The following is a 26177-nucleotide window of genomic DNA, read 5'->3' as shown; positions in this document are numbered from 1 at the left end:
TGCTTTTTTCTTTTTCTTCTTTGTGTCTTCCTTGCTGTCTCGGTGGTGGTTTGTTGCTTTGTTTTTTTTCTCCCCCCCCCTTTTTCTTCCCCCCCCCCCCCCCCCCCCCCCCCCCCCCCGGCCCCCTGAGTGGAACAGGATCGCCTGCCTCGAAGGGAAACCCGTGAAGCCTGCTGAACGGTATCGGCGCAAGCCGAGGCCGACGTACGTGGTCATGACGGTGGTCGCTGTCATGACCACACTGTTGTCCACTCCGGCGTCGGCCGCCGCGACGGTGCCGGAAGAGAGTTCCTCAGGCGAGTACGAGTTCACCTCGTATCCGGTCGAGGGCGGTGGGATGGTCATCGGTCTCGTTGACCATGGCGAGATCACCGAGGTCACGGGTGGTACTTGGGTTCCGGCTGCCGGCGCACGCGGCCTACCCGGTGCCCGACGCCGAGGCGTACGCCTGGCTGGGCGCGGCGGGATCGCCGGGCTACGCGACCGAGGGCTGGCTGACCGGGTCGTCGGCGGTCAAGCTGTCACTGTCCACCCGGGGAGTCGCGGGCTACGACTATCACGACGATCTACTCGCCGACGGCGGTCGTATCTCCTTTGCCTTTTCGCAGGTGAGCGGGCCGGGCGACGTCGCCTTCTATCAGCTTCCCGATCTACCGTTCCTGTCCCCGGAACCGAACGCGCCGGCCGGCGTCCGATTCGGCACCGGGGTCCAGCGCGACGGCACGCCGCAGGGGTCGACCCCAATCGAGCTGGCACCCCGTACGACGATCAACGACCGCTTCCGCTTCTCAGCGGTCGGGATGTACTGCCTGACGGTGACGACGAGCGCACCACTGTCGGATGGCGCGACCGCGAACGCCTCGGTGCGGCTGCGGGTGGCGGTCGGCGACGACATCGCGTCCGATGCCCACTGCGGTGACACCCCCGGCCACACCGACCCCGGTGACCCGACCGATCCGACCGATCCGACGGACCCGACGGACCCGACGGACCCGGGAGACCCGTCAGTCGCCGACTGGCTCGTCCGGGCGGTCACATCGACGCGGTCGCGGCGCGGATCGACTCGGTCGACGGAGTGGACGCGCTGTCATTGCGGGCCAGGTACGACGTGCCCGGTGAATCCCGGACCGAGTGGATCGAGTACGACGATCTGGTCATCGCCGTGCCGAATCCCGTCAAACTGATAACCCCCATGGGGTACGCAGCCGGTGACGACTGGTCCTTCATCGTCCCGCCTGCCACGTCGTACTGGAACCTGCCGCTGGGCCGGTTGGCCGGGGCGCCGTGGGCCGGACTGAGTACCGAGTCACCGACGCTGGCCGGGTTGGGACAGGACAGGGTGTTGTGGCGGGTCGACGCCGTCACCGGGCCGGGCGACCAGCCCGCCCCCGGCGACGTCGTTCTATGGGAGGGGTACCCCCAGCGGGGCGGTTTCGGTATGGAACGCATCGATCTGCCGATGTTCAGCACGAAACTCGGCCTACCAGCGGCGCGGTGGGTCCCGCTGCACACCCACGCCCACTTCAACTGGTCGATCACCCGGCCCGGCGTCTACTGCGTCGCGATGACCATCGAAGCGCAAACCGGGGACGGGCGGCGCGTCTCCGACGCGGAGCAGCTCACCCTCGCGGTCGGGGACGGCACCGACGCGTCCACTGTCACACCGTGCGGACGGACACAGGACTACCCCGAGCGCGCCGCCGCTGCACCAGCACCGGACCCGGTGTCGGCGCCGTTCGTGCTCGGCGCGGCCGCGTCCTCCCTGGTGAGCACGATCTCCGACGGAGATCTGGATACCCAGCTCTCGGTCCTCGACCCGACGCTGGCCGCGCCTGGCGCACCCCACGACCCGGAAAGCGTGATCTTCCACCGCCTGGCGGCGTTGTTCCGGGCCGGCACCGGCAACGTGCCCGGCTTCGACACCGGCGTGTACGGCAACTCCATGCAGGTGATCCACTGGGACGCCACCGGGATCCGGCCCGAGCAACTCCACGGCGACCTGCGATGGTCGCTGCACTCGGTGGCCGGACCGGGTGACGTGGCGTTGTTCTATTGCCTTACCCAGAGCGGGCCGTTCGTGTTCAACACCGCGATCGGCCCGACCGAGCCCCACCGGCTGTGGACGGGTGCGGGCGGTGGCGAGACGATCAGCGCCGTCCGGTGGTCCTTCAGCCGACCGGGGAAGTACTGCCTGACCCTGGAATGGGCGGCCGACCTGCCCGAAGGTCATGAGGCGGTGGACCGCAGGACGCTCACGTTCGTCGTTGACGGCCCGCTCGACCCCACGGTCCGGGCCAACCCTGACGGAACCTATCCGGGTGCCTTCTTCACCCACGACGCCGAGACGTTGACGAGGACCTGCGTGGACGGTGGACGACCGACGCGGCCGGAGGAGGTGCCCGTCCCCGGTGGCGAGCCCGACCCGGTTGACGATCCTTGGAACGTTCCGAACTGGTCCCGCACGGTATCCGGCGCGGTCATCCTCAACAGCGGACACGTCGACATCGCTTCGACGTTGGACGACGGCGGACTGCGTACCCGGGTGATGGACACTACGACCGAAGGCCTGTCCCACGCACCCGTCGGCGGCGGGGCGTACTGGCATGAGATGTCGGACGTCGTCTTCCAACTCCTTCCGGGGTCTGCGACGACCGTGCCGAGTGAGGCGTACTCCTTCATTGGACCGGTCGGGAGCCGGATCTGGAGCCTGTCGCAGACCGAACAACCAGGTCTGCTCTGGCCAGGGTGGTCTGCGCAGACCATCCAGCCGACCGAGCTGGCCGGCGGCGGGCTGAACTGGACACTCACCGCCGCCCGTGGGCCGGGTGACGTCTTCGTCCACCAGATCGGCCCGTCCGGCGCACCGGTGCACATCTTCGAGTCCGCCACCGGGCTGCCGGACACCACCAGGACCGACGCCGGCTCGCACGTGCACGCCAACTGGACGTTCACGGCGCCGGGCAGCTACTGCCTCGCGTTCGAACGCACCGGCAGCCGGGCCGACGGCGCACGGCTGTCGGACGCCTTCACCCTGGCGGTCGTCGTCGGCGAGGCCGACCCTAGCGGCGTCGACCCGCAGGGATGCGTGGACCTGCTACCCGGGGACGACCCGGACCCGGTCGACGATCCCTGGGACGTCCCGAACTGGTCCCGCACGGCATCCGGCGCGGTCATCCTCAACCGGGGATACGTGGACATCGCCTCGATGCTCGACGATGGCGGGCCGCGCACCATGGAGCGGGACCTGACGATCGAGGGGATTTTCCATTCTCCGGACAGCGACGGGGCTTTCTGGCATGAGCCTTCCGACGTGGTACTCCAACTCCTTCCGGAGTCGCAGACGGCAGCGCCAAGTGCGGATTACGGCTTCATCGGCCCGGTGAGCAGTCCCGTCTGGGGCCTGTCGCAGGCCGAACGACCCGGCCTGCTGTGGCTGAGCTGGTCTGCGCAGGCCATTCGTCCGGCCGACCTGGCCGGGGGCGGACTGTCCTGGTCGTTGACGGCCGTCGACGGACCCGGTGACGTGTTCGTCTACCAGACCGGGCCGTTCGGAGCGCCGGTACGCGTTTTCGGTTCCGCCACCGGGCTGCCGGATTCGACCCGGATCGGCGCGGGCACCTACGCGCACGGCAACTGGATGTTCACGGCGCAGGGCAGCTACTGCCTCGCGTTCGAACGCGCCGGCAGTCGGGCCGACGGCGTCCCGCTGTCGGACGCATTCACTCTGGCGGTCGTCGTCGGTGAGGCCGACCCGACCGGCGTCGACCCCGGCGACTGCGCCGGTTCGTGATGGCACCGTTGCGTTCCGACCGCTCTGGTCGGCAGTCGCGGAATGGAGAGTTCGTTGCTCGATCAGTACCAGGAACCTGGCGAATTCCTCGACCTGCTGAGCGTTGATGCCTGGCAGACGCTGCGGACACCGGTCCGGCAGGCGCTCGCCGGTGTCCGGTCCGACGCACCTGCTGTCGACCTGGGCGCGGGAAGCGGCCGCGGCGTCCAGGTTCCGGCCGAGACCGTACCGTCATGCGAGATCATCGCGATCGAGCCGTCGCCGGTGCAGCGCGCGGCTCTGTACTCCCGCATCGTCGACGCCCGGATCTCGCCGCCCGGACGACTGTCGTTGCCGCGACCGCCGAGCGGGCCACCCTGCCGAGAACGATCAGCGCGGCACTGGTGCTCAACATGATCGGCCACCCGCAGCCGGTCGACCGCCGCGCGCTCTGGCAGCGCCTGGCTGCCCGACTGCGTGCCGGTGCCCCGCTGGTGGTCAACCTGCAGCCGCCGGATGCGGCAGTGCCTGTCCCCGAGTTCGAGTTCACCACCGTGCGCGTTGGCCGGTTCCGATATCAGGGCAGTGGATCCGCCCGTCCAGCTGGACCTGACCAGGTCATCTGGCGAATGCGCTATCGGGTGCTGGACGATCAGGATCAGCCGGTCCGCGACGTTGCCGCCGAGTACGCCTGGCAGGTCCTGTCACAGGAGCAACTGATCGACGATCTGTCGGCGGCCGGGTTTGCCACCGAGATCGGACAGCTCGGGGTGGTTCGAGCCACGCGGTCCTGAGTAATGCCTGACCACGCTCGGGCGACCCGGATCCCGTCCCGTCCACCGGGTGGGCACTGGAATCGGCCGGTCGATGCGCGGCGTCAGATCGCGGTGAAGGTGATGGTGGCGGAGTAGGTGCCGGGTGCCTGCGTGGTAGGTGCCTCGATACGCAGACCGGCGCCGAGTTCGCTCGTCCCACGCGCGCCGGCGGCACCGACCGCGAGCGGGCTGCTGTCGAGCAGCCCTTGGCCGGACGGGAAGCCGGGTGCCACAGACGCACCGGCGGTCACCGTAGCGGTGCCGGGTCGCGACACGATCTGCGGGGTCCAACCGAGGAACGCACCGGACAGGGTCTCCGTTCCGGAGGTGAAGTCACTCACCTGGCCGGAGGCGGTCCATCCGGGCGCGGCGGCGCGGGTGTCGGTGACCCGGACCGGCCGTAGCTGGCCGGTCGAGACCCAACGGTCGGCCGTAGCGCTGAGCGCGAACTCGCTCATGACCACCTGGTCGTCCGGGCCGACGCCGATCACCAGAGTGCCCTCGGGCACCGCTGCGATGATCTCCTGGCTGGCTGCACCGGGTTCGCCGCCTGGGTCGGGGACGGCAAGGACGACCGGTACCGACTCCGCGACGACAAGGTGGGCCTCATCGTACAACCGGGCGATGATCTCGATCCCGTCGTGTTCGGTGGTCGCGGTGAAGCGGTACGCCGCCGTGGCGGTGTCCGGCACAGCCGTCCACTGCGTGTCGGTGGAGGTCCGGGTGAACCACTGGTAGTGGTCGAACTCGGTCGCCGGCTCCTGCACCGCGGTCAACGTCACCATATCGCCGGGGCGGTAGCGGTCCGCAAGCCCTGCGACGCGAAGCTCGGTCAACGGCGGGCCGGTGTCCCGTACCTCCAATGTCGCCGGTTCTGACGGGCCGTACGCGAGCTGCCCGGTGGGCAGGACGACCGCGACGCTGAGCTCGCGCCCGTTGTCGGCTGCGGCGGTGGTGAAGGTGTACTCCTTGCCGGTCGCGCCGGGGATGGGCGTCGCTTCTGCGGCACCCGCCGGCTTGTCGAACCACTGGTAGCCGGTGAGAACCGTCTCGGGTGACACCTCGGCGGTCAGGCTGGCGACCTCGCCGACGCGGTACGCCGTGTCGCCGGCGACGTTGACCTGCTGGCTAGGTGGGGCACCGTGGTCGTCGACGTGGATCGTCACGGGCTCAGCGGTCATCGGCTCCGCTCCGCCGCCGAAGGTCAGGGTCGCCCGGACCTGTACCCCGTCGAGCGCCTGCTCGGCGACGATGGAGTGGGTCAACCCGGAGGTTGCGGGTACGGCAAGCCACTGGTCGCTGCCGGGCCACGCCCACTGCCAGTTGACTGTGTCGTCCTCGGCCAGCGGCGGGTCGGCGATCAGCTGGAGGTTGATCGGGCCGCCCTGGTGGTAGTGACCGCTGAGGCCGTTGAAGAAGAACAGCTGGGTGGACGGGTCGGCGTCCGACACGTTGAGCTTGCTGGCCTGCTGACCGGTGTACGTCTCAAACGTCCCGAAATCCCAGACCGCAGCCAGCGTCAAGCGGTGGTTGTCGTGGTCGAGGGTGATCGGCAGTTCCAGCGACTTCGCTGCGGCGTCCGTTCCTTCCTGGACGACAGTGCTCTCATGGGTCTCGAGGTCGAGCAGGATCCAGCGGTAGATCAGACCGTCCTTCTCGGGGTACACCGTGGCGGTCGCCCGCAGGGTCTGGCCGACCCGGTAGACGCCCTGGATACCTTCGACCAGTACCTCCCGCCTGCGGATGTCGACCGGAAACGGTGTGGACTGGGTGACGGCCACGCCGTCACGGACGACCTGTACCGCCCATTCGCCGCTGTCGTCGTAGTACGCCGGCAGCACCCGCAGGGTGGTGGCGTCAACCTGAGTGGCGTTGGGCACCGGGAACCATGGGGAGCCCCACCGCTGCACGAGGCGTAGGCTCTCGCCATCGGCGAGCGCCTGGCCGGTCGTCTCGATGACGACCTCGTCGCCGAGGTACGCCGGGCCGCTCGGGACGAAGCCTGCGGCCAGCGGTTCGCCGGTGACGTCGACCGTGATCGGCACCCAGTCGGAGCTGGCGGTGTAGATGCCGTCAGCGCGGATGCGTACCCGTAGTTCGTACCCGTCGTACCCCGCGTCGACCTGCTGCTCGACGACCCCCTGTGCGGCTTCGCCGCCGGTGCCGTTGAAGGACCAGGCGCTGCTGGTCGAACCGATCGGGCGGATGCTCCATCGGAACTGCTCGCCCTCGGCGAGAGTGGCCCCGACCACGTGCGCCCGGAGCGTGTCGCCGGGTTGGTACGACTCGGCGATACCCTCGATGCCAAACTCGCCGCCGGACTCGTCGGTGACCGTCACGGTGATCGGCGTGGACGTCGACGTGCCGGCGACGTTGCCGACCGCCGGCACGAACGAGGCGGTGAGGGAGTGTGTGCCGAGCGCCAGATCCGTCACCGCCAGAGTGGCCTGTCCGGCCTCGACGGCGGTGTGCCCGAGCACCGTGCCGTCGCTGCGGAACTCCAGGTAGCCGTCGAGGTCCGCAGGCGTCACTGTGCCGGTCAGGGTGACGGGGTCGCCGATCGCGAGTTCGGTGGCCGACGCCTCGACCGTTGTGGTGGTGGCGACGGCGCTGGGCAGGCCGCCGACCACAAAGGTGTAGGTGGCGGTGTCGGTCATCGGTGCGTCGTCGACGGTGACGGTGGCGGTGACGGTGAGCCGGTAGGTCCCCGGAGCCGTGAACGCCCAGTTGGCGTGCATGTGGGTACGGCCTACGGTGAACTCCTTGTGATCCTCGTCGGAGGACCACAGCCGGGTCGGGGTACCGAACGATCCCGTCCTGAACAGTTCGAGATCGCCGGGGCCGGTGAAGCCGCTCAGCGTGAACTTCGTCTGGTCGCCGTCGATCGCGCCCGACGGCACCGACTCGGTCGAGAAACCGGGCCACAGCTGGCCGCCGCCGGGGTTGGACTCGGGGGCGATCCACACGTCGGTGCCTGCAGCGGCGATGAACTCGAAGCCGGTGGGCAACGTCTGCGCCGAGTCGTCGTCGATGTGGAACCAGACCTCGTCGGGGGCGAAGCGGGTCCCGTTGCCCTCCGGCACGTCTGCCCTGGTGCCCAGGACCAGGGCGTCGTCGTCGAGGAACGTCGAGACGGCGTCGGTGTGGATGTCCTGGAGCACGCGGTACTCGTGCGGCTCGGGTGCCGGGCCGGCGGTCGCCGATGCCTGGTTCGTAGGTAGTAGGAAGGCGGCTGCAGTGGCGGCTACCGCCGTGGCGACGGCGCCGGCTGTCAGCCGGTTGGGTAGGCGGCGTGGACGGAAGGGTAAGTGTGTCGCGGTCATGATCAGTTCCTCCTCCAGCCGCAGACCGTAGCAAATGAAAACCGTTCTCGATAGGAGCTGGAGGGGCAGGTCACTGTGCAGGTCTGGCGGGTCGGTGGTTCAGCCGGGCGACGACCGGCGTACTGGGTGCCTGCGGATCGGGGTCGTGACCGCCGGTTCCGGCGACCGCCCGGCGTTGTTAGAATGAGAATCATTTTCTGCTGGGGGTCGCGCTCTCGCCGTGGTCGGCTCCAGTGTGGTTGGAGGCCGGCCGGGTGGGGCTCGGAGCGCCGGCCGGTGGGCGCGGCACTCGGCAGGAGCCGGTGGCGGATGGAGGTACGGGCGTGACGGGCATCGTCGTCGATCAACGGCTGTGTGTGGGGGCGGGTCACTGTGCCCGCCTCGTGCCCGACCTCTTCGATCAGGATCCGCGTACCGGGGTCGTGGTGTGGTTGGGCGGCGGGGGTGACGTCCCGGGTCGCGACGGACTGCGGGAGGTGGTCGCGCTCTGTCCGTCGGGTGCCCTGCGGTGGGAGGCTGTCGCCCCAAGTTGACAATGGTTTTCATCTCGGTGATGCTGTCGTCTGCGGGGGTCCCCCGCGACTACTGTGCTCGACCCCATACCGAGGAGCATCCCTTGGCGCATAGATTCGAACGACGTACGCTGTTGCGGGCCGGTGCGATGTCCCTGGCCGCCGTCGCAGGCGCGCCCATCCTCGCGGCCTGCTCCAACGACGACACTGCCCCCGCCGCAACGGCGTCCGGCACACCCGCACCCAGGTCCGGTGGGACCCTGCGGGCCGCGTTCGTTGGCGGCGGCGCGGCTGAAACGCTCAACTACCTCTTCGGGCCGACGGGTCTGGACTACGTCCGGGCCCGCAGTATGCACGGCGCACTCGGGGTGCTCGATCCGACAGCGGAGCACGGCGTCCGCTACGGCGTGCTGGAGCGCATCGACATCAGCGACGATCTGAGCACGTACACCGTGAAGGTCCGCCCCGGAGTCACCTTCACCGACGGAACCACTCTGACCGCCCGCGACGTGCTCTATTCGCTCAACGCCCCGGTCACCCTCGGTTCGCTGCCGTTCCTCAAGCCGCCGTCGCAGAACTTCGACCTGGCCGCCGCGAGCGTTGACGACGACCTGACCCTCGTGCTGCCGACGCTGCGTCCGATCGCCGACGGCCGGCTCGTGCTCTGTCAGAGCAGCCTGGTCTTCAAGGACGGCACCACCGAGTTCACCCCGGACATGCCGACCTGCGGGCCGTTCAAGCTGGTCGAGTTCGAGCCTGGTCAGGGCGCCGCCTTCGCCCGGCACGACGACTACTACGGCCTCGCCCTCGGCGGCGGGCCGTACCTGGACGGGCTCGAACTGCGGACCATCCCGGACGCCGCCGCCCGGGTCAACGCGCTGACCGGCGGACAGGTCGACTTCGTCAGCGACATCGGGCCGGTTGCCGCCCGGACGGTGGGGGAGGACGAACGGTTCGCGGTGGCCGTCTCCGACCTGCCGTACGCGACGTCGCTGTCCTTCGGGCTCAATCTGTCCTTCACCCCGTTCGCCGACGTCCGGGTCCGGCAGGCGGTCAAGTACGCGATCGACCGCGAAGCGATCGTGCGTAACGTCTTCTTCGGTCGTGCTTTCGTCGGCAACGACCTGCCCTCCCTCGGCTTCACCGACTACGCCGAAGAGATCGAACAGCGGCCGTACGACCCCGACCGGGCGAAGGCGCTGCTCTCCGAGGCCGGGGTCGGTACGGTCAAGGTCGCCGTCACCACCGCGCCCGAGGTGGCCGGGATGGCCGAGACCGCGACGGTGGTGGTCGAGAACCTCAAGGCGGTCGGCATCGACGCCACCCTCGACCAGCGCCCGCCGGGACAACTGTTCTCCGACTTCGCCGCGTACACCCAGTTGCCGTTCGCGGCCAGCTACACCCCGCCGGTGCCGCCGCTGTCCAGCTACGCGGCGACCCGAACCGCCGGCTCGCCGTCCACCTTCGGATTCGACCGGCCGGATATCGACGAGCTTGTCAGCCAGGCACGTGGGGCCACGGACGCCGACCAGCGCCGCGCGGCGGCGGTGCAGGCACAGCAGCTGATCTGGGAGGAAGGCAACCAGGTGATCCCTGTCTTCGCGCCGTCGATCAACGGGCACACCACCGCCGTGTACGGCGTGCGCGACGAACCGTTCAGCAGCTTCGAGCAGGCATACCTGGCGTGAGTCTGCTCCGGGTCGCCGCGCTGGTCGCCCGGCGTACCGCCGCTGCGGTCCTGGTCCTCGCCGTCCTGTCGGTGTTGATCTTCACCGTGACCGAGGTGCTGCCGGGCGACGCGGTCGGCGTCGTCGCCGGTGCCGACGCGACCACGACCGATCGGGAAGAGCTCCGCCGGGAGCTCGGCCTCGACGTGGATCCGGTGCAGCGGTACGTCGATTGGGCGACTGCCGCCCTGCGCGGCGACCTGGGCACCGGGTACGTCGGCCGCCGCGAGGTGACCGAGGTGCTGGTTGACCGGCTGCCGAACAGCCTGTTGCTGACCACCCTGGCGATGGCGCTCGCGGTGCCGCTGGCCGTCGCGGTCGGCCTGGTCGCCGGTATGCGGGCCGGCCGGCGTACGGACCGGCTGCTCAGCACCGCGACCCTGGTCGCGGTCGGTGTCCCCGAGTTCCTCGTCGCGGCGTTGCTGGTGGCGGTGTTCGCCGCCGGCCTCGGTCTGCTACCCGAGGTTTCCCTGGTGCCGCTCGGCGGTCGGCCGTGGGACGAGCCCCGAATCCTGGTGCTTCCGGTCGCGGCGCTGGCGGTCGCGGCGCTCGCCGCCGCCGCACGGCTGCTGCGGGCCTCGGTCGCGGAGATTGCTTCGGCACCGTACGTCGAAGCGGCCCGGCTGCGGGGGGTGACCGGTTTCCGGCTCGCCGTGCGACACGTGCTGCCGAACGCAGTGGCACCCGCCGTACAGGTGACCGCGGTCATGTTCGCCGGTCTGATCGGTGGCGCGGTGGTCGTCGAGACCTTGTTCAACTACCCAGGGATCGGCTACGAGCTTCAGCAGGCGGTGGCCAACCGGGACGTGCCGATGGTGCAGGGGCTGGCCCTGGCGACCTGCGCCACCGCGCTGGTCCTGCTGCTGCTCGGTGACCTCGCCCAACTCGCGCTGAATCCCGCGTCACGGGGGCGGTCATGACCAATACCGCGCCGGCGATGGCGGTCGGGCGGGTCGCCCACTCCCGGGTGACCCTGCTGCTCGCCGGCTTCGCAGCCGTCGGCGTCGTGCTCGTCGCGCTGGCCGGCCCACTGCTGGGCAGCAGGTCACCGACAGCACCGGTGGGACTGCCCTTCGAGGCCCCTACCGGGGCGTACCCGGCCGGCACCGACGCGGTCGGTCGCGACGTGCTGAGTCGCCTGCTGCACGGCGGTCGTGCCGTGGTACTCCTCGCTATTGGCGCGACCGCTCTCGCCAGCCTGTGCGGGGCGCTGCTCGGCGTGTTCGCCGGACTGATCGACCGACGGACCGGCGAACTGGTCGTCCGGGTGGTGGACGTCGTCGCGGTCGTGCCCGGGCTGCTGGTGCTGCTGGTGCTGGCGGCCGGCTTTCCGGGCAGCGACAGCGCGGTCCTCGTCGGGGTGGCGCTGGTCAGCCTGCCGTTCTCGGTGCGGGTCCTGCGTGCGGCGACCTGGCAGGTCGCGGTGCGTGGGTTCGTCGACACCGCGCGGGCGCGGGGGGACAGCCGGTGGCGGATCATCCGGTACGACCTCGTCCCGAACATCGTCGGCACCATGCTCGCCGAGGCCGGCATCCGGTTCTCTGCCGCCGTGCACCTTACCGCCACCGCCGGTTTCCTGGGCCTCGGCGCGGGTCCGCCCACCCCGAACTGGGGCCGGATGGTCAGTGAGAACGCGGCCGGGATCAACCTGACGGTCTGGCCGGTGCTGCTTCCGGCGCTGCTGCTGGTGCTCTTCACCGTGTCGGTGAACCTGCTCGCCGACGACCTCGCCGCCCGGTGGGCGGACCGGTGAGCGCCGATCGGCAGCTCGCGACGATCGACGGCCTCGTCGTCGGCCCGGCTGCGGGTGGGCCGCCCATCGTGGACGGGGTGCGGCTACGGATAGCGGCCGGCCAGGTGGTGGCGATGATGGGACGTTCCGGATCCGGCAAGAGCACGACGGCGCTGACGCTGCTGGGACACGTCCGGCCCGGACTGGCGCTGCGGGCCGGCGCCGTCCGGGTCGCCCGATACGATCCGTTCACCTCGGCCGGTGCCGCGGCGGTCCGCCATCGACATGTCGCCTACCTGCCACAGGACGCCGCCGCCACGTTGAATCCGTCCCGCCGGCTCGCCAGCCAGCTCGGCGAGGCCGTCGCCGACGCCGCACGGCGCGGCGAGACCCAGGGTGGTGCGACGGTGGCGCACCTGCTGGAAGCCGTACGGCTGCCCGCCGACCGAGACTTCCTGCGCCGGTACCCGCATCAGATCTCCGGCGGTCAGGCGCAGCGTGTCGCGTTCGCCATCGCCCTCGCGGCCGACCCGGACCTGCTTGTCCTCGACGAGCCGACCGCCGGCCTCGACCCGGTGCTGGCCCGTGGTGTACAGGAGCTGATCAGATCGTTGACCGGGCACCGGGCCACCTTGCTGATCAGCCATGACCCGGACCTGGTCCGGGCGGTCAGCGACGAGGTGGTCGTCCTGGACGGGGGCCGCCCGGCGGTCACCGGACCGCCCGGCCGGGTCCTGGCCGCGCCGGCACCGGCCGGGCCCGGCCCCGCCACCGGGTCGGCCGACCCGGTGCTCGCGGTCCGGGGGTTGGGCACCCGGCACGGCCGGCGTACGGCGCTCGCCCAGGTGGATCTCGACGTCGCTGCTGGGGGTTGCCTCGCTGTCGTCGGCCCCTCGGGTGCCGGCAAGTCGACGCTCGCGCGATGTCTGGTCGGGTTGCACCCCTATGACGGAGCCGTCCTGCTCGACGGTGCGCCGCTGCCGGCGACCACCCGGCGACGCAGTCCCGCCCAGCGACGTGACCTGCAGCTGGTGGCCCAGGACAGCGCGGGCGCGCTGAACCCCCGGGAGACCGTCGGCCACGCCCTGCTGCGTCCGCTGCGGCAGTTGCGTGGCCTCGACCCGCGAGCGGCCCTTGCGGCGGCGGGCGAGTTGCTGAACCGGGTGCATCTGCCGGCCGGCGTCGCCGATCGGCGACCGGGCACACTGTCCGGTGGGGAGCGTCAACGGGTCAACCTCGCGCGGGCGCTGGCCTGCCGGCCCCGCGTGCTGATCTGCGACGAGGTGACGTCCGCGCTCGACGTCGCGACGGCCGGTACGGTGCTGGGGCTGCTCGCCGAGCTGCGTCGTGACCTGGGGCTCGCGGTAGTGCTGATCACCCATGACCTGGCCGCCGTGGCCGGGTGGTCCGACGCGGTCGTCGTGCTCGACGCCGGCACGGCGGTGGAGTCCGGCCCGACCCTGGCGGTGCTCAGCTCACCGCGGCATGAGGTCACCCGGGCCCTGCTCGATGCGGCGGGCGGCCGGTGACGAGGAATCGGCCGGGCCTGAACTCATGACGGTTCGGCCGGCGTGGAGTGCGCCGGTGCGGTGTCGTCGTCGAGCGGAAAGCAGCCGGCGAACGGGTCCGGCAGGTCGCGCCAGCGGTCGAACCCGTCGGCGATCTCGTCGTCGGTGAGCAGGCACGCGGTCAACAGGTCGGTGAGCGCCGTCGCGTCGACTCGCAGGCCGACGAACGCCAGCGCCGTGCGGCGGTCACCGTAGTAGGGATCCCAGCTCAGGTCGGCGGCGATGCGACGGTAGTCGCTGGCCTCGCCCCACCGGTCCGCCGGCAGTGCCGCCAGCCAGTAGCCGAGGCTGCCCATCGCGACGCCGCCACCGGCGAACTCGAAGCCCACCACGGCGTCGGGCTGGCTGGCGATCCACAACTGCCCCCGCCCCCGGAGCAGATCCTCGGTGAGGTCCTCCAACGCGTCGTGCAGCCGCTGGGGGTGGAACGGGCGGCGGGTCTCGAACAGCAGCGACACCACGCCGCAGTCGCTGTCGGGAGCGTGCACGGCGATCGGGAAGCCTTCCAGGGCGCGACCGAGCGGGCCTGGCGCGGCCGGGTCGTGCCGGTCGGTGCGCAGCAACGCGGCCGCCAGATCGCCGTGCTGTCCGGTGTCTTGTGGCCCCGTGTCGTGCTTGGCGCCGATCTCTAGGTGCCGGGCCCAGGGCGCGAGCCGGTAAAGCAGAGCGGACAGCCGCGCCTGCTCGAAGGGGTCACCGGAGCGTTCCCACGAGACCACCGTGTCGGCGTACTCGATTTGGCGGACCACCACCTCGGCGACGGCCCGGTGGTCGTCGTCAGCGGCGTGCAACTGCCGGTCACGCAGGTCATCGGTGCTGGTCAGATCGTCGAGCAGGGACGCGGCGTCGACTACCGTGACGTACGAGTCGAACCGCACCACGTCGGTCACCGGCGCTCCGTCGACCAGGCAGTGCGCGCACGCGGCCGCGACCGCCTCAGGTTCGACCACGGTGGGCAGCACCAGCACGATCCCGTGTGCCGGATGCTGGCCGGCCAGCCGGGTCAGGGTCGGCAGGATGTCCTCGCGCAGCGTGCACGACACACAGCCGTGTACGAGTTCCACGGCGGTGTCCTCGATCAGCCCCTCGGCGCCGCGTACGGTGCGGCGCACCCGCCCGGAACGAATCGCGCTGATGTCGTGGCAGACCACGAGCAGTCGCTTGTCGGCGCTCAGCAGCTGCCGCGCGACGACGGCGGCGGCCGCCTCGGAGAAACTGGTGAGGACTGTGACGGCGGGACGCTGGTCGAGGTCCGGTGCGGAAGCGGTGGCGGTGGGGTTGGTACTCACCCCGCCATCTTGTTGGAAATGAATGTCGTTGTAAAGTGGTCGCCATGTCGAACATCTGTGATGTCACCGGTGCCAGGCCGAGCTTCGGCAACGCGGTGTCCCACTCCCACCGCCGCACCCGTCGTCGGTGGAACCCCAACGTTCAGCGCCGCCGGTTCCGGCTCGCCGACGGGCGAGCCATCCGTCTCAACGTGAGTACCACCGGCCTGCGGATCATCGACCGCGACGGCATTGACGCCGTCGTCGCCCGCCTGCGTGCCCGGGGAGTGAAGATCTGATGGCTCGTAGCACCGAGATCCGGCCCGTGATCAAGCTGCGCAGCACCGCCGGCACCGGGTACACCTACGTCACCCGCAAGAACCGCCGCAACGACCCCGACCGGCTGGTGCTGCGCAAGTACGATCCGATTGTCCGGCGACACGTCGAGTTCCGGGAGGAGCGCTGATGGCCCGCCGCAGCCTGGTCGAGCGGGAGAACCGGCGGGCGACCCTGGTCGCCCGCCACGCCGACCAGCGGGCCGCCCTCAAGAAACTGATCTCGGCACCCGGCACGGACCCCGACCAACGGGCCGATGCGGTCCGCGACCTCGCCGCACTGCCCCGCGACTCCAGTAGGGTCCGGCGCCGGACCCGCGACGCGATCGACGGTCGGCCCCGTGGCGTACTGCGCCGGTTCGGCCTGTCACGGGTGCGCTTCCGTGAGATGGCGCTCCGCGGTGAACTGCCCGGCATCCGCAAAGCGTCCTGGTAGAACGTCCGGTACTGTCCGGACAAGTTACCGGCCCGCCCGGTACGAGTGACACCCGGCACCACAACCGGCGGCCACCCCCGTGGCGGCCGCCGGTTTGTCGAGCTGTTGGTTGTCGCGCTGCCGGTGGCGCACCTGGCGGACCGGTCAACCTAACGGTCGACGAGGCGCCAGCCCTGCGTCTCGACCCGCTCACGCCAGAACGAGGCGTACAGGCCGTCCCGGTCGACGAGTGCGTCGTGGGTGCCCCGGTCGACGATCCGCCCGGCGGACAGCACCAGGATCTGGTCCGCGGCCTGCACGGTCTGCAGCCGATGGGCGATGACCAGCAGAGTCGCCCGGCTGGCCAGCGCGGCCACCGCGGTCTGCACCGCCGCGTCGGCCTCGGCGTCCAGGGAGGCGGTCGCCTCGTCGAGCACGACGATCGGCGCGTCCTTGAGCAGCGCCCGGGCGATCGACACCCGCTGGCGCTGCCCGCCGGACAACGCCGTACCTCCCTCACCGACCGGGGTGTCCAGCCCGGCCGGCAGGTCGGCGACGACGTCGGCGAGACCGGCCCGGTCGACGGCCTCGCGTACCTCGTCGTCGTCGGCCTCCGGTCGGCCGAGCCGGACGTTGTCGGCGAGGGTGCCGTCGAACAGGTACACGTCCTGGAAGACGAACGACACCCGCGACGCCAGGTCCGCCGGGGTGATGTCCCGTACGTCGACCCCGCCGACGCTTACCGCCCCGCTGTCGACGTCCCAGAACCGGGCCAGCAGGCGGGCCACCGTCGTCTTGCCGGCGCCGGACGGCCCGACCAGCGCGGTCATGCTCCGCTGCGGCAACGTGAAGCTCACCCCGCGCAGCACCGGCCGCCCGTCGTAGCCGAACCGCACGTCGTCGAAGACGACCTCGCCACCGTCCGGCCGCCGGGGCTGACGCGGCTCGGGCAGCGTCGCGGCCTCCAGCACCCGGTTCACCCCGGCGAGGTGCCCCGCCGCCATCCGCAGCGACGCGCCGAGTTCGGCGGCCGTGGCCAGCGGCTCGGTGAAGCGGACCGTCAACACCAGCACGGCGGTCAGCGTCGCGGCGTCGAGCGCGCCGCCGATCGCCAGGTGCACCCCGAGCAGCAGTACGGTGCCGAGCAGGACCCGGACGGCGAATCCGAAGGAGACCAGCCCGACGACGGCGCGGCCCAGCAGAGCCCGGTCCACGCGGCGCTGCGCCAGCAGGGCGTCGTCGAGCAGCCGGTGCTCGCGGGCGGTCCGCCCGTACGCCCGCAGCAGCGGCTGCGCCTGAGCGAACTCGACGATCCGGGCCGCCGCGTCGTCCATCACCCGGTGCCGGTCGGCGTCGGCACGGGCCACCGCCCGGTTGCTCCATCGCAGGATGAGCAGCAGCAGCGGGGCGGCCACGGCCACGGCGATCCCGAGTCGCGGCTCGACGACCAGCAGCGCCAGCACCACCACCAACGGTGTCACCGCAGCGGTCACGATCGGCCGCATCAGGTGCGCGGGCACGTTCATCAGCTGCAGTACGCTCTGGCTCGCCAGCCGACTGACCTCGCCGGTGCGGGCCGGGCTGAACCAGCCCAGCGGTAGTTGGGCGATCTTTTCGCCGAGCCGCTGGTGCAGCACCCGGGCCACCGACTGTCCGGTGGCGAAGCCGAGGTACTGCCCCGACCAGGTCAGCATCGCGTAGCAGACGACCGCGACGCCGAAAGCGGCCAGCCAGGGCAGCGCCGCCGCTGGCCGCTCGCCGAGCGCCCCTCGGACCAGCGGCACCAGCATGGCGTACGCGACGCCCTGGGCGGTGGCCGCCGCGACCAGCAGGACGAGCAGGCGCCGCAGCGGTCCGGCCTGGGCAGGGCCGAGTGCGGCGGACAGGTCGCGGATCATGCCGACTCCTGGGCGATACTGGCCGTCGCCGGCCGCTGGGGTTCCTGGGCCTGCCACATCCGGGCGTACCGCCCGTCACGGGCGAGCAGTTGGGGATGGGTGCCCTGCTCGACGACCCGTCCCTGGTCGAGGACGACGATCTGGTCGGCGGCGCGGACGCTGGCCAGCCGGTGCGCGATGACCAGCAGGGTGCGGCCGGCGGCCAGGGCGGACAACGCCCGCTGGATCGCGGACTCGGCGTGCGGGTCGGCGTAGGCGGTCGCCTCGTCGAGTACCAGCACCGGCGGGTCGGCGAGCAGCGCCCGGGCGATGGAGATTCGTTGCGCCTCACCGCCGGAGAAGGAGACGTCGACGCCGACGACGGCCTCGTAGCCGGTCGGCTCGGCGACGATCCGTTCGTGGATCTGCGCGGCCCGCGCGGCGGCTTCGATCTCGTCGGGGCCGGCGTCCGGGCGGGCCAGGGCGATGTTCTCCGCGACGCTGGCCCGCAGCAGGATCACGTCCTGCAGGACGAACCCGATGGTCTGGTGCAGCGCCGCCGGGTCCAGCTCCTCGATGGCGACCCCGCCGACACTGACCTGGCCGGCGGTCGGCCGGTGGAAGCCGGCGATCAGCCGGGCCACCGTCGACTTGCCGGCCCCGGAGGGCCCGACCAGCGCGGTGACGGTGCCCGGGGCGAGTTCCAGATCGACGCCGTCGAGCACTGGGCGTGTGCCGTCGTAGGAGAAGCTGACCCCGGTCAACCGGACCGACGTGCCGTCCGGGCGGCCGGTACCGCCGCCGCCCCGGTCGTCGGGGTGCCGGATGAGGGCGGCGACCTCGGCCGCCGCACCGAGGCCGGTCCGCAGCGCCTGCACTCGGCCGCCGATGCCGGCTGCCGGCGCGGCCACCGCCGGTGCCAGCAGCACGAACGCCACCAGCGCCGACGGCGTGAGCTGCCCGACGACTGCGGCGGGTACGCCGATGCCGAGCACGATCAGCAGGACGACCGGTGCGGTGACCACCAGCTGTGACGCGGTGGTGATCCCGGTGGTGCCGGCGGCCCAGCGGGCGAAGAAGTCGCTGAACGCCTCGGCGGCCTGCCGGAACCGTCGGTGCGCGACGCCGGTCTGGCCGAAGGTCTTCAGCACGGCGATGCCGTCGACGAACTCCACCGCCGCGCTGTTGATCTCTTGGGCGGCCTGACCGTATGCCGCCATCTTCGGTCCCGCTCCGGCCATCGCCCGGCGGAACAGGCCGAGCCCGGCGGCCAGCGGCAGCAGGCTGACCAGGGCGAGCCACCAGGCGACGCCGGTCAGGTAGGCCACCGCGACCAGCGGTGTCACGACCACGGCGGTCACGTCGAGCACGGTGTGCGCCACCAGGTAGTGCATGGTCTGTACGTCGTCGTGCACGACCTTCTTCACCCGGCCGGAGCCCTGCTGGGTGAACCAGGTCAGTGGCATCCGGCTGAGCCGGTCGGCCAGGGCGCGCCGCAGCCGCAACTGCAGCCGGCTGTCGGCGAGGTGGGTGACGACGGTGGCGGCCGTGGCGAGCAGGACGGCGGCCACCGCCGCGCCCGCGCCGGCCAGGGCCACCGGCCACACCGTGTCGGGCGGGGCGGGGCCCAGCAACCGGTCGCCGACCCGCGCCATCGCGATGAGCACGCCGACGCCGGCGGCGCTGGCCAGTGCCTGTAGGACCATCGCGAGGGCCAGGGGGGCGCGGACCGGGCCGAGAACCGTTGCCAACGGTCGGGGTCTGTCGGTGTCGGTCATAGTAGTCCGAAATCGTACTCGTTTTCATTAGCGTCGTGGGTCTCCGCCGCGACGGCCGCTGCCACCTCGGCCACCGTCGCCGCCGCCAGGAACCGTCGGACCGGCACCTCGACGCCGTACCGCTGCCGTATCGAGGTGAGCATCCGCAGCGCGCTGACACTGTCCCCACCCAGCGTGAAGAAGTTCGCCTCCCGGTCGGCCACCGGCACACCCAGCAGCTCCTGCCAGAGCTGCGCGACCGCCGTCTCGGTGTCGCCGGACGGTGGCCGTGCCTGCGGATCGTCCTCGGTCGCCGCCGCCAGCTCGCTGAGGGCGGACCGGTCCACCTTGCCGTTGCCGGTCAGCGGCAGCGCGTCGACGACGGTGATCCGGGCCGGGATCGCGTACCGGGGTAGCCGTTCGCCGAGGAAGCGGCGCAGCGCGGCCGTCATGTCCGACGATCCGTCGCCGGCCTCGACGAACCCGTGCAGCCGACGGGCGGCACGCCCGCCGGTGACCACCACGACGGCCCGGCCGGTGTCCGGGTGTGCCTCCATGGCGGCCTCGATCTCGCCGAGCTCCAGCCGGTGACCGCCCACCTTGACCTGGTGGTCGACGCGACCCAGGAACTCCAGGGTGCCGTCCGGCCAGTAGCGACCCAGGTCGCCGGTGCGGTACCAGCGGCCCGACCGGTCGGTGACGAACTTCTCCGTGGTCCGTGCGGGATCACCCCGGTAGCCACGGGCCACCCCACGGCCGCCGATCCACAATTCGCCGGACACCCAGTCCGGCCGGTCCCGTCCCGCGTCGTCGACCACCCGGTACGCCTGGTTGGCCAGCGGGAACCCGTACGGCACCGACCGCCAGTGGTCGGGCACCTCGGCCACCTCGAACGCGTTTGACCAGATCGACGCCTCCGTGGCACCGCCGAGCGCGATCAGCCGGCACGCCCCACCGGCGCGTCCGGCGGTCGCGGCGGTCAGCCGGCCGGGCAGGTCCAGGCCGACCCAGTCGCCGGACACCAGCGCCAGCCGCAGGCTCGCCGGAAGCCCGTCGGGTTCGGCCGCCACCAGCAGCATCTCCAACAACGTCGGTACTGTGTTCCACAGTGTCACGCCGTGCGTGGCGACCAGCGCGAGCCAGCGGCGGGCGTCGCGTCGCTCGTCCTCGGCCGGCAGCACCAGCGTGCCACCGGCACCGAGGACACCGAATATGTCGTACACCGACAGATCGAAGTCGAGCGCGGACAGGGCGAGTACCCGGTCGTCCGGCCCGACGCCGAACCTGGTGCTGATGTCGGTGCAGGTGTTCGCCGCCGCGTCGTGGCTGACCTCGACGCCCTTCGGGGTGCCGGTGGACCCGGAGGTGAAGATGACGTACGCCGGATCGTCCGGGTCGACCGGCACCGGCGCGGCCAGCGGCGTCGCCGCGAGCGCCGCCGCCACCGCCACCGACAGCGCCGGAGCCGGGCCGGTGTCCGCGTCGTCGGCGGTGATCACCGCCGTGACGCCCGCGGCCCGGTAGATCCGCTCGCGACGCAGCGCGGGCTGCTCCACCCCGACCGGTACGTACACCGCGCCGGCGGCGAGGACGCCGAGGGCCGCCACCACCTGGTCCGGGCCCTTCGGCAGAGTGATCGCCACCGGATCGCCACGGCGTACCCCGGCGGTGACCAGCGCGCCGGCGATCCGCAGCGCCCGCTCGGCCAGCTCGGTGTAGGTCATCGTGGCCGGACCGCCGCCGCTGTCGTGCCAGATGAGCGCCGGGTGCTCCGGCGCGCAGTGGGCGGCGGCGAAGGCGCGGCCGTGCAGCGACTGCCGGGGGATCGGCGCGTCGGTGGCGTTGATCCGCTCCCGGACCGTCCGCTGCCCGGTCGGCAGCAGCGCTGGTACCGGCGTGTCCCAGTCGGCACCAGCGAGATGGTCGAGCAGGCCCAGGTAGGCCTCGAACATCGCGTCCAGTACACCGGGCAGGAACAGCTCGTCGACGCTGTCCCAGGTCACCAGCAACCCGTCGTGCGACTCCAGCACCTGGTTGTCCAGACACACCTGGGGTGACTGGGAGATGCCCCAGACCGGTTGCGGGAACGGCTCCGAGCGGTCCATGGACACCCCGTCGCCGACGCCGATCGCGCTGGTGAACACGACCGGCATCGCCTCCATGCTGCCGGTGACCCGGGCCAGTTCCCGCAGCAGCCAGGACGGGCTGACCTCGCGGTGGTCCAGGTCTTCACCCATCCGCCGGTGCAGCGCGGTGGCGTCGGCCAGGAAGGTGCCGCCGACGGTCGGCCGGTAGTCGGCCAGCGACAAGGTGGTGAAGTCGCCGAGTACCCGGTAGATGTGCGGATGCGCGTCGCGCCGGTTGAACAACGTCAGGGTGACGGTCAGGTCACGCCGGCCGCTCCAGGCACCGAGCACCTCGGCGTACGCGGCGAGCAGCACCGTCGACGGGGTGAGCCCGTGCCGGCGGGCCCGGTCCCGGACCGCCGCCCACGCCTGCGGTGCCAGGTGGTGCTGCCGGCGGGTGAACCGAGGTCGGGTCACCTCGGCCGGGTGGCGGGTGGTCGGCAACTGCGGCGCGGGCGGAAGGCCGGCGAGGCGTCGCGTCCAGTACCGCTGGTCCTGCTCGACGACCTCGGGATCCGGGCGGACCTGCAGCAGGTAGTCGCGGAACGACACCTCGATCGGCGGCAGGTCGGCGTCCGGCTGCCGATAGAGCAGGTCGAGCTCGGTGTAGAGGGTCATGATCGACAGAGCGTCGAAGACGATGTAGTCGAGTCCGACCGCGACCCTGGTACGGACCTGTCCGGCCTCGCGGTAGCGCACCGCCGCCACGTCGAACAGCGGCCAGCGGGCCAGGTCGGTCAGCAGGTGCGACCGGATCGTCCGGAGCTGCTCCAGCGCGGTGGCCGGATCGGCGTCGCCCGCGTCGCCCGCGTCGATCAGGTCGACCAGGTCGATCCGGACCGGCGGCACCTCGGGCAGGATCCGCTGGTTGCCGTCGCCGTCGAACACGGCCCGCAGCATCTCGTGCCGGTCGACCAGCCGTTGCCAGGCGTGTCGCAGCCGATCGAGGTCGACGTCGAGCCCGTCGAACTCGATGTACTGCCAGGTGCCGACCCCGCCGAGCGGCAGTCGGGGGTCGCGGCCCACGAAGTAGGCGCGCTGCACGTCCGTCGGCGGGAATGGTTCGTGCCGGTGCGCCAGGTCGGCGACCACCACCGGTTCGGCGATCTGGCTCGGGTCGGCGGCCGGCGTACCGGGCCGGGACGCGGCGTCGTCCAGTGTCAGACCGGCGGCGAAGTCCGCCAGCCGGGGGTTGGCGAACAGGGCGGCCAGCCGGGCCCCCCGCACGCCGCTGCCGCGCAGCCGGACCAGCAGGCCGGTGGCGAGCAGCGAGTCACCACCGAGGGCGAAGAACGAATCGTCCCGGCTCACCCGGGCCACGCCGAGCAGTTCGGACCAGACCTCGGCGACCAGCGTCTCCAGCGCGCCCTGCGGTGGCTGCGCCGGCCGCTCACCGCCGCGCCGCAGCTCGGCGTCGGCGGTCAACGCCGACCGTACGGCGGACCGGTCCACCTTGCCGTTGCCGGTCAACGGCAGTCGCGGCCACACCGTGACGCTGTCACACCGCATGTGCTCCGGCAGCCGGTCGGCGAGCCAACCGTCCAGATCGTCCGGCGGGCCGGCGTCCGTTCCGGCGGACGACATCGTGACGGCTGCGGCCAGCCGGCGGGCCGGACCCTCGCCGGTCACCACGGCGACCGCCAGATCGATCGCCGGATGGGCGACGAGCGCCGCCTCGACCTCGCCGAGCTCGATTCGGTGCCCCCGGATCTTGACCTGGTGGTCGGCCCGGCCGAGGAATTCCAGGGTGCCGTCCGGCCGGTAGCGGGCCAGGTCACCGCTGCGGTACCAGCGCCGTCCGGCGTACGTGACGAACCTGTCGGCGGTGCGCTGCGGGTCGCCCCGGTAGCCACGGGCGAGGCTGGCGCCGCCGACCCACAGCTCACCGGTCACCCAGTCGGGCCGGTCCCGGTCGTCGGCGTCGGCCACCCGGCAGACCACGTTGTCCAGCGGCACCCCCCAGGGCATCGACATCTCCTGCGGGCTGGTGGGCGGCACCTCGAAGACGGTGGAGTGGATCGCCGCCTCCGTCATGCCGCCGAGGGCGAGGAACCGGCAGGCCGGGGCGACGGTCCGCAGCCGGCCCGGCAGGTCAGGCCCGATCACGTCGCCGCCGAGCAGGACGGCCCGCAGCGCCGTCGCCGGCTGGGGGTCCGCCGAGTCGGCCGCTGGCCGGTCCGTGGCGGCGACCAGCAGCATGTCGAGCAGCGCCGGTACGGTGTTCCACACGCTGACCCGGTGCCGGGTCACCAGCCGCCACCAGCTGGCAGCGTCGCGCCGCTGGTCCTCACCGACGACCACCAGGGCGCCGCCGACGGTGAGCAGGCCGAAGACGTCGTACACCGACAGGTCGAACTCCAGCCCCGACAGGGTCAGCACCCGGTCGTCGGGGCCGAGGTCGAGCCGGGCGTTCAGCGCGTCGACGGTGTTCATCGCCGCCGCGTGGGTCACCTCCACCCCCTTCGGATCCCCTGTGGATCCGGAGGTGAACAGCACGTACCCGAGTGACTGCGGATCGACCGGCGTGGGCGGCGACGGTGCCCGCGTCGCCGCGTCGCCGACCAGCACCGGTCGGGCCCCGGCGGCCGACACCCGCTCGCGGTGGTCCCGGTCGGTGAGCACCACCCGCACCCCGCCGAGGGTGTGCACCCGGGCCCGACGGTGTGCCGGCTGGTCGATGCCGACCGGCACGTAGCAGGCCCCGGCGGCGAGCACACCGAGCACCGCCACGATCTGATCGGTCCCCTTGGGCAGGGTGACGCCGACCGGGTCACCGGGGCGCACCCCGTGCCCGGCGAGGAGCGTGTGGACGCGCGCGGCGGCGTCGGCCAGCTCGGCGTAGCTGACCGTGCGTGCGTCGTCGATGATGGCGGGCTGAAGTGGCTGTTCGGCGGCCTGCCGCAGGAAGCCGTCGTGCAGACAGCGCGCCGGCCGGTCGACCACTGTCGCGTTGACCGTCTCACGGACCGCCGCCTGCCCGGCCGGCAGCATCGACCCCACCGGGCGCAGCCAGGCATCGTCGGTGCCGACCAGCGACTCCACCAGCTCCCGGTACGCGGCGAAGGCCGCCGTCGCCACCCCGTCGGCCAGGACGTCGAGCCGCACGTCCCAGTTCAGCAGCAGTCCGCCGTCGAGCTCGGTGACCTGGGCGTCGAGCCACACCTGCGGGCCCTGCGAGATGATCCACGACGGCGCACCGAAGGTGTCCTGCAATGCCGTGTCGTAGATCTCACCGAGGCCCAACGCGCTGGTGTAGACGACCGGGGCGAGCACCGGCTGCCCCGTCTGGCGGGACAGGTCACGCAGTACCTCCACCCCGGCGTACGCGCCGTGGTCGACGGCGGCGTGCAGATCCGACTGCACCCGGCGGGCCCGGTCCGTGAACGGCAGCACCCCGCCGGTGTCGACGCCGAGCAGCACCGAGCTGGAGAAGTCACCGACCAGTAGGTCCACCCCGGACACCAATGGCTCCCGGGCGAACAGTGGAAGGTTGAGCAGGAACCGGCGGTCGTTGCTGAACGCTCCGAGCACCTCGGCGAAGGCGGTCGCCAGCGCGGCCGCCGGCGTCACCTGGTGTCGGGCCGCCCGCTCCAGCAGCGTCTGTTTGCGTTGCGGGTCGAGCCAGTGGTGCAGCCGTTCGCTGCGCACGGCGGCACCCGGCCGGCCGGCGTCCGGACGCAGTGGTAGCTGCGGGCCGCCGGGCAGGTCGTTGAGGCGGTCCCGCCACCAGTCGCAGGCCCGGTCCCGATCGGTCGCCGCCGCCCGCCGGTGCGCGGCCAGGTAGTCGGGGAAGCTCGAGGTGACCGCCGGCAGCGGTTCCGCCGGCTGCTGGTACAGCCGGCGCAGGTCGTTCAGCAGGATCCGCATGCTCAGCGCGTCCGCGACCAGCATGTCGAGGTCGACGTGCAGCCGGGTGGCACCGTCGGGCAGCAGACTCACCGCGACGGCGAGGACCTCGCCGTGTTCGACGTCCATCCGCTGGTGGGTGTACCGCTGCCGCAGCTCGGCCAACCGCCGCTCCACCTCCTGCGGTGCCTGCGTCCGCAGGTCGTGCACGGTCAACGCCGGTCCACCCTCGGCGACGATCCGTTGCCGCCCGGTGTCGTCGAAGCGGGCGCGCAGCATCCCGTGGCGGGCCGACAGCGCGGCCAGCGCACGGTTCAGGGCCTGCGGGTCGACGCCGTGGCCGTCGAACTCGACGTAGAAGTGGGCGGCGACCCCGCCGTACGGCTGGTTGTCCTGCCGGCCGATCCAGTACGCGTACTGCATGGTCGCCAGTTCGAGGGGTGCCGTTGGGTCGACCGGTCCGGTGACGTCGTCGGTCGGTGTCGTGCCCGGCCCGCCATCGGCGTCGTCGGTGCCCCCACCGGGGCTGCCGGTCGGGGTGTCGGTACGGTCCCCGGCCGGGGCGGCGGCGAGCGCGGCTGCCCAGTCGGCCAGCGTCGGTGCCTCGGCCAGCTGCTCGAAGGTGACCGGGTGTCCGGCCCGGCGCCACCCGGAGACCAGCCGGATCAGGGTGAGCGAGTCCAGTCCGAGCGTGAACAGGTCCGCGTCGGCGGTCAGCTCGGCGTACTCGACGTTGAGGGCCGCGGCGACCGCCGCCCGCACCGGGTCGACGTCCGACGGCGGCACACCCGCTGAAGTGGTGCTCCCGTCGGCGGCTGCCTGGTCGGCGGTGTGCGGGGACGAGATGGTCATCGCGCCTGGCCTTCGCTGTCCGTCGGCCGACGGCCGTTGTCCTGGTCGGTCACTGGTGCCGGCGGCTGTGCCGGTACGCCGCCGATGCCCCAGCGGTCGGCGGGTGCGGCCGTCAGTACCACCCAGGTCTGCGCCCGCGCGTCCTCGCCGAGTACCTCGCCGACGGCGTCGGACAGCCGGGTGACGAGCGCTTCCTGCACGGCCGGGGTGAGCCGTTCCTCGAAGATGCGGACGTCGATGAAGGGCATGAGATCT

18 protein-coding genes are annotated in these 26177 nt (G+C 71.8%); 11 read left to right on the top strand and 7 right to left on the bottom strand.

Annotated elements, in window-relative coordinates:
* Nucleotides 1–345, bottom strand: a 345-nt coding sequence (locus tag ACXAHD_RS07220) for a hypothetical protein (RefSeq protein WP_475049321.1), incomplete at its 3' end; no start/stop codon positions are given.
* 38 nt (nucleotides 346–383) lie between these two features.
* On the opposite strand from ACXAHD_RS07220, the gene ACXAHD_RS07215 reads away from it, so the two are divergent.
* The 3 genes from ACXAHD_RS07215 (at nucleotide 384) to ACXAHD_RS07205 (ending at nucleotide 4563) form a co-directional block, all read left to right on the top strand.
* On the top strand, nucleotides 384–1184 hold the full coding sequence (locus ACXAHD_RS07215) for a hypothetical protein (RefSeq protein ID WP_475049319.1): 801 nt from the start codon (nucleotides 384–386) through the stop codon (nucleotides 1182–1184).
* Nucleotides 1076–3790, top strand: a complete 2715-nt coding sequence (locus ACXAHD_RS07210; RefSeq protein ID WP_475049317.1) for a choice-of-anchor M domain-containing protein — start codon at nucleotides 1076–1078, stop codon at nucleotides 3788–3790. Before ACXAHD_RS07215 ends, ACXAHD_RS07210 begins: the two co-directional genes overlap by 109 nt.
* A 233-nt stretch (nucleotides 3791–4023) precedes the next feature.
* Nucleotides 4024–4563 carry a hypothetical protein gene (locus ACXAHD_RS07205; RefSeq protein WP_289212984.1) on the top strand — a complete coding sequence of 180 codons (540 nt, stop codon included), beginning with the start codon at nucleotides 4024–4026 and terminating at the stop codon, nucleotides 4561–4563.
* A gap of 83 nt (nucleotides 4564–4646) precedes the next feature.
* Here the strand turns inward: ACXAHD_RS07205 and ACXAHD_RS07200 are convergent, their stop codons facing one another.
* On the bottom strand, nucleotides 4647–7907 hold the full coding sequence (locus ACXAHD_RS07200; RefSeq protein ID WP_475049315.1) for a choice-of-anchor M domain-containing protein: 3261 nt from the start codon (nucleotides 7905–7907) through the stop codon (nucleotides 4647–4649).
* 233 nt (nucleotides 7908–8140) lie between these two features.
* Here ACXAHD_RS07200 and ACXAHD_RS07195 point away from each other — a divergent pair, with 233 nt between their 5' ends.
* The 5 genes from ACXAHD_RS07195 (at nucleotide 8141) to ACXAHD_RS07175 (ending at nucleotide 13407) form a co-directional block, all read left to right on the top strand.
* Complete coding sequence (locus tag ACXAHD_RS07195; protein WP_475049312.1) at nucleotides 8141–8440, top strand: ferredoxin; 300 nt, start codon at nucleotides 8141–8143, stop codon at nucleotides 8438–8440.
* Between the two features lie 83 nt (nucleotides 8441–8523).
* A complete protein-coding gene (locus ACXAHD_RS07190) occupies nucleotides 8524–10107 on the top strand; it encodes an ABC transporter substrate-binding protein (RefSeq protein ID WP_475049309.1) in 1584 nt (527 codons plus the stop codon).
* Nucleotides 10104–11066: an ABC transporter permease gene (locus tag ACXAHD_RS07185; RefSeq protein ID WP_475049306.1), complete on the top strand. Its 963-nt coding sequence runs from the start codon at nucleotides 10104–10106 to the stop codon at nucleotides 11064–11066. Before ACXAHD_RS07190 ends, ACXAHD_RS07185 begins: the two co-directional genes overlap by 4 nt.
* Nucleotides 11063–11899: an ABC transporter permease gene (locus tag ACXAHD_RS07180; protein WP_281555147.1), complete on the top strand. Its 837-nt coding sequence runs from the start codon at nucleotides 11063–11065 to the stop codon at nucleotides 11897–11899. Before ACXAHD_RS07185 ends, ACXAHD_RS07180 begins: the two co-directional genes overlap by 4 nt.
* Nucleotides 11896–13407 (top strand): ABC transporter ATP-binding protein, encoded by a 1512-nt coding sequence (locus ACXAHD_RS07175; RefSeq protein WP_475049302.1) that lies wholly within the window; start codon nucleotides 11896–11898, stop codon nucleotides 13405–13407. Before ACXAHD_RS07180 ends, ACXAHD_RS07175 begins: the two co-directional genes overlap by 4 nt.
* A gap of 23 nt (nucleotides 13408–13430) precedes the next feature.
* On the opposite strand, the gene ACXAHD_RS07170 is transcribed toward ACXAHD_RS07175, so the two are convergent.
* Complete coding sequence (locus ACXAHD_RS07170) at nucleotides 13431–14735, bottom strand: CobW family GTP-binding protein (protein WP_475049299.1); 1305 nt, start codon at nucleotides 14733–14735, stop codon at nucleotides 13431–13433.
* A 44-nt stretch (nucleotides 14736–14779) separates the two neighbouring features.
* Here ACXAHD_RS07170 and rpmB point away from each other — a divergent pair, with 44 nt between their 5' ends.
* The 3 genes from rpmB to rpsN are packed head-to-tail and all read left to right on the top strand — an operon-like array spanning nucleotide 14780 to nucleotide 15485.
* Nucleotides 14780–15013, top strand: coding sequence for a 50S ribosomal protein L28 (gene rpmB / locus ACXAHD_RS07165; RefSeq protein ID WP_289212978.1), 234 nt, complete (start codon nucleotides 14780–14782; stop codon nucleotides 15011–15013).
* Nucleotides 15013–15180 carry a 50S ribosomal protein L33 gene (gene rpmG / locus ACXAHD_RS07160; RefSeq protein WP_289212977.1) on the top strand — a complete coding sequence of 56 codons (168 nt, stop codon included), beginning with the start codon at nucleotides 15013–15015 and terminating at the stop codon, nucleotides 15178–15180. The genes rpmB and rpmG overlap by 1 nt, the downstream gene beginning before the upstream one ends.
* Nucleotides 15180–15485 carry a 30S ribosomal protein S14 gene (gene rpsN, locus ACXAHD_RS07155; RefSeq protein ID WP_289212976.1) on the top strand — a complete coding sequence of 102 codons (306 nt, stop codon included), beginning with the start codon at nucleotides 15180–15182 and terminating at the stop codon, nucleotides 15483–15485. Before rpmG ends, rpsN begins: the two co-directional genes overlap by 1 nt.
* A 149-nt stretch (nucleotides 15486–15634) precedes the next feature.
* On the opposite strand, the gene ACXAHD_RS07150 is transcribed toward rpsN, so the two are convergent.
* From ACXAHD_RS07150 to ACXAHD_RS07135, 4 genes are read right to left on the bottom strand one after another with little or no spacing between them, the layout of a single operon-like run.
* Nucleotides 15635–17362: an ABC transporter ATP-binding protein gene (locus ACXAHD_RS07150; RefSeq protein ID WP_289212975.1), complete on the bottom strand. Its 1728-nt coding sequence runs from the start codon at nucleotides 17360–17362 to the stop codon at nucleotides 15635–15637.
* On the bottom strand, nucleotides 17359–19092 hold the full coding sequence (locus tag ACXAHD_RS07145; protein ID WP_475049294.1) for an ABC transporter ATP-binding protein: 1734 nt from the start codon (nucleotides 19090–19092) through the stop codon (nucleotides 17359–17361). The genes ACXAHD_RS07150 and ACXAHD_RS07145 overlap by 4 nt, the downstream gene beginning before the upstream one ends.
* A 23-nt stretch (nucleotides 19093–19115) precedes the next feature.
* The gene (locus tag ACXAHD_RS07140; protein ID WP_475049291.1) at nucleotides 19116–25922 is read right to left on the bottom strand and encodes an amino acid adenylation domain-containing protein; all 6807 of its coding nucleotides are present in this window, start codon (nucleotides 25920–25922) and stop codon (nucleotides 19116–19118) included.
* Nucleotides 25919–26170 (bottom strand): tautomerase family protein, encoded by a 252-nt coding sequence (locus tag ACXAHD_RS07135; protein ID WP_289212972.1) that lies wholly within the window; start codon nucleotides 26168–26170, stop codon nucleotides 25919–25921. Before ACXAHD_RS07135 ends, ACXAHD_RS07140 begins: the two co-directional genes overlap by 4 nt.
* Nucleotides 26171–26177: the final 7 nt, after the last annotated feature.

The organism is Micromonospora sp. ABR4_055, assembly GCF_056160425.1.
This window is presented reverse-complemented; position numbering and strand designations above follow the sequence as displayed.

Coding starts and splice junctions, on each gene's coding strand:
- rpsN (WP_289212976.1), top strand. CDS start 15,180: ATGGCCCGCCGCAGCCTGGTCGAGCGGGAGAACCGGCGGGCGACCCTG.
- ACXAHD_RS07180 (WP_281555147.1), top strand. CDS start 11,063: ATGACCAATACCGCGCCGGCGATGGCGGTCGGGCGGGTCGCCCACTCC.
- ACXAHD_RS07135 (WP_289212972.1), bottom strand. CDS start 26,170: ATGCCCTTCATCGACGTCCGCATCTTCGAGGAACGGCTCACCCCGGCC.
- ACXAHD_RS07205 (WP_289212984.1), top strand. CDS start 4,024: ATGCGAGATCATCGCGATCGAGCCGTCGCCGGTGCAGCGCGCGGCTCT.
- rpmB (WP_289212978.1), top strand. CDS start 14,780: ATGTCGAACATCTGTGATGTCACCGGTGCCAGGCCGAGCTTCGGCAAC.
- rpmG (WP_289212977.1), top strand. CDS start 15,013: ATGGCTCGTAGCACCGAGATCCGGCCCGTGATCAAGCTGCGCAGCACC.
- ACXAHD_RS07200 (WP_475049315.1), bottom strand. CDS start 7,907: ATGACCGCGACACACTTACCCTTCCGTCCACGCCGCCTACCCAACCGG.
- ACXAHD_RS07140 (WP_475049291.1), bottom strand. CDS start 25,922: ATGACCATCTCGTCCCCGCACACCGCCGACCAGGCAGCCGCCGACGGG.
- ACXAHD_RS07150 (WP_289212975.1), bottom strand. CDS start 17,362: ATGATCCGCGACCTGTCCGCCGCACTCGGCCCTGCCCAGGCCGGACCG.